The 2,980-nt window shown below is 68.6% G+C and carries 3 protein-coding genes; all 3 read right to left on the bottom strand.

The window, feature by feature from the left end:
• Positions 1–527, bottom strand: a 527-nt coding sequence (locus FVW20_RS11195; protein WP_196609644.1) for a UDP-N-acetylglucosamine--N-acetylmuramyl-(pentapeptide) pyrophosphoryl-undecaprenol N-acetylglucosamine transferase, incomplete at its 3' end; no start/stop codon positions are given.
• A 52-nt stretch (positions 528–579) separates the two neighbouring features.
• The gene (ftsW, locus tag FVW20_RS11190) at positions 580–1,764 is read right to left on the bottom strand and encodes a putative lipid II flippase FtsW (protein WP_196609643.1); all 1,185 of its coding nucleotides are present in this window, start codon (positions 1,762–1,764) and stop codon (positions 580–582) included.
• The coding region (gene murD / locus FVW20_RS11185; RefSeq protein ID WP_196609642.1) for a UDP-N-acetylmuramoyl-L-alanine--D-glutamate ligase at positions 1,761–2,980 on the bottom strand (1,220 nt) is incomplete at its 5' end. The genes ftsW and murD, both read right to left, overlap by 4 nt.

Below are 2,980 nucleotides of genomic sequence, written 5' to 3'. Positions count from 1 at the left end.
ACGCCGACGGCGCCCGCGGCGACAATGGCCGCGCGCACCGGGTTGCCGGTGGGCACGCAACGTCGCGCGGGGAACACGCCCGCGGTATCCGGCAGGGACAGGAACACCCGCTGCACCACATGGCCCAGCAGGCGGTTGGTCAACCCGGGGATGGCGTTCTGCTCGTGGATGGCGGCGGGCCTGCCGCACAACCGGGCGGCCAGCACACCGGCAAAGGCGGCATAGCCGCCAAAGCCCACGGCGATGTCCGGGGCGAACCGGCGCACCACGGAAACAGCGCGGCACACGCCAAGGCCCATGGCCCAGGCGGCAGCCAGCGCGCGCAGGCCGCGTCCCATCACCCCGCGCACCGGCAGGCCCACATACTCAAGCCCGGCGCGGGCCGCAAGGTCGGCTTCCGGCCCGTACTGTCCGCCCAGGAACAGGATGCGGGCCTTGGGATGGCGGCGGGTGATCTCCTCTGCCACGGCCAGCGCCGGGAAGATGTGTCCCCCGGTTCCACCCGTGGTGAGGATGACGCGGCGCATGGTGTTTCCTCCGGTGATTCGAACGGTGGCGAAAACGCGCGAAGGCACGCCGTCAGCGTGCCGTCCGCGAATAGTTCAGCAGCAGCCCCACGCAGGTCAGGGTGGTCAGCAGGCTGCTGCCCCCATAGCTCAGGAAGGGCATGGGCACTCCCTTGGGGGGCGCCACGCCCATGACCACCGCCATGTTCAGCACGGCGCCCAGCAACAGCACCAGGGTCACCCCGAAGGCGGTGAACCGGTCGCGCAGATCCTCCTGCCGGGCGGCGATGCGAAAGCTTCGCCAGAACAGCATGCCCATCAGCACGAAGACCAGCGACATGCCGATAAAACCCAGTTCCTCGCCCAGCACGGCGATGATGAAGTCGTTGTGCGCTTCCGGCAGGTAGAACAGTTTCTGGCGGCTGGCGCCTATGCCCACGCCGGTGATGCCGCCCGACCCCAGCGCGAACAGCGACTGCACCAGTTGGTAGCCGGAATCCTGCGCGTCGGCGAAGGGATCGAGAAAGGCGGTGAACCGGCGGAACCGGTACGGCGAATGCACCACCAGCATGACGGCTCCGGCCACCGCGGCAGCGCCGGACACGGCCAGGTAGAAGAACCGTGTGCCGCCCACCAGGCACATGAAGAACAGGATCATGGCCAGCACCGCCGCCCCGCCGAAGTCGGGCTGGCGCAGCAGCAGCGCGCAGAACACGCCCGTCACCGCGAAGGGCGGTATGACCCCCCGGCTGAAGGTCTTGATGATGTCCTGCTTGGTGCTCATGAAGTAGGCCAGGTACAGGGCCAGGGCGATCTTGGTGAATTCCATGGGCTGCACCGCCACCGGCCCCACCTGGATCCACCGGCGTGCGCCGTTGACCTTGTTGCCCAGCGGCGTCAGCACCAGGATGAGCATGACCAGCACCCCGAACAGGATGGGGTACTGCAATCTGTACAGCATGTTGCGGGGCACAACCGCAGCGGTGAACATGGCCACGCCGCCCACGCAGGCAAAGATCAGCTGGCGCTTGAAAAAGTAGTACTTGTCCGCGTTGAAGCGCTCGGCCACGATGCCGCTGGCGGAAAGCACCATCAGCAGGCCGATGCCCAGCAAGGTCAGGGCGATGGCGAACAGCCACCAGTCAACGCCGTTCTGCGGGCCGTGGTCGCCGTGGGCGATGCCGCCGAAGCTGCCGCCGTGCCGCAGGTCCGCCAGTGCGGCGGAAGGGTGGGCATCCGCTTGCGCGCCGAACCTCATGGCAGGGCCTCCACCGCGCGGCGGAAAGCGTGGCCGCGCTCCTTGTAGTTGGCGAAAAGGTCGAAACTGGAGGTGGCCGGGGCCATCAGCACCGCGTCACCCGGACGGGCCTGTGCGGCAGCCTCGGCAACGGCGGGCTCCAGCGCGGGATGCCAGGACATGGTAAAATCACCCTGCCCCATCCAGGCCCCCTCGAAATGTTCGCGGCTGGCGCCAAAGCCAACCACGGCCCGGACGCGCCCGGGCATGAGCGGCAGCAGGGACGCAAGGTCGCCCCCCTTGAACTTGCCGCCCACCATCAGCACCACCGGCCTGTCGAAGGCCTGCAGGGCCACGCGCAGGGCTTCCACCGTGGTGCACTTGGAATCGTTCACCCACAGTACGCCATTGCGCTCGGCCACGGCCTCCAGCCGGTGCTCCAGCGGGGCAATATCCGCCACGGCCTTCTCCGCCGCCTCCGGCGTCACGCCGAACTCGCGGCAGGCCAGCCACGCGGCCTCCATGTTGGCCTGGTTGTGCCCGCCCAGCAGACGGGTGCGCGGAAAGCGCCGGGCCGACGCGTCGAAAAACAGCGTGCGGGGCTTCAGCTCGCGCGCGGCCACCAGGTCGCGCACGCCCTGGCCGAAGATGGCCAGATCCCCTTCTTCCATGCAGCGGAACAGCCGGAACTTGGCGTCGATGTACTCCGCCATGTCGGCGTGGTAGTCGAGGTGGTTCTCGCTGATGTTCAGCAGCATGGCCACGCGCGGGCGAAAGGTGGTGCAGGCCTGCAACTGGAAGCTGGAAATCTCGATGACCAGCACGTCGGCCCTGCCCTGCCCGTCCGCCCCACCATGCGCTACGGACAGCACGTACTCGCTGAGCGGGGTGCCGATGTTGCCGCCCAGGAACACGGAAAGGCCCTGCGCGCGCAGCATGGCGGCGCACAGCGAAACCGTGGTGGTCTTGCCGCTGGTGCCGGTGACGGCCAATACCGGCTCGTCGTCCAGCTGCCGCCAGGCAAGCTCCATTTCGGCCATGATTTCCGGAGCGTCCGGCCCCTGCGGCAACAGCGGGCGCAGCTTTGCCACGGCCATGCCCGGGCTGGGCACCACGGCCCGTGCGCCCTCGAACTGCGCTAGCGCATGGTCGCCGGTGGCGATCTCCACACCGGCGTCGGCGGCCCAGCGCATAAAGTCGGCGGGCACCCCGTCGGCGTTGCGTTCCAGCAGGCGCA

Origin of the sequence: Nitratidesulfovibrio oxamicus, assembly GCF_015731765.1 — a bacterium.
GTDB classification, from domain to species: Bacteria; Desulfobacterota; Desulfovibrionia; order Desulfovibrionales; family Desulfovibrionaceae; genus Cupidesulfovibrio; species Cupidesulfovibrio oxamicus.
The sequence above is the reverse complement of the archived record's forward strand: the minus strand, read 5'-3'. Positions and strand labels throughout refer to the sequence as shown.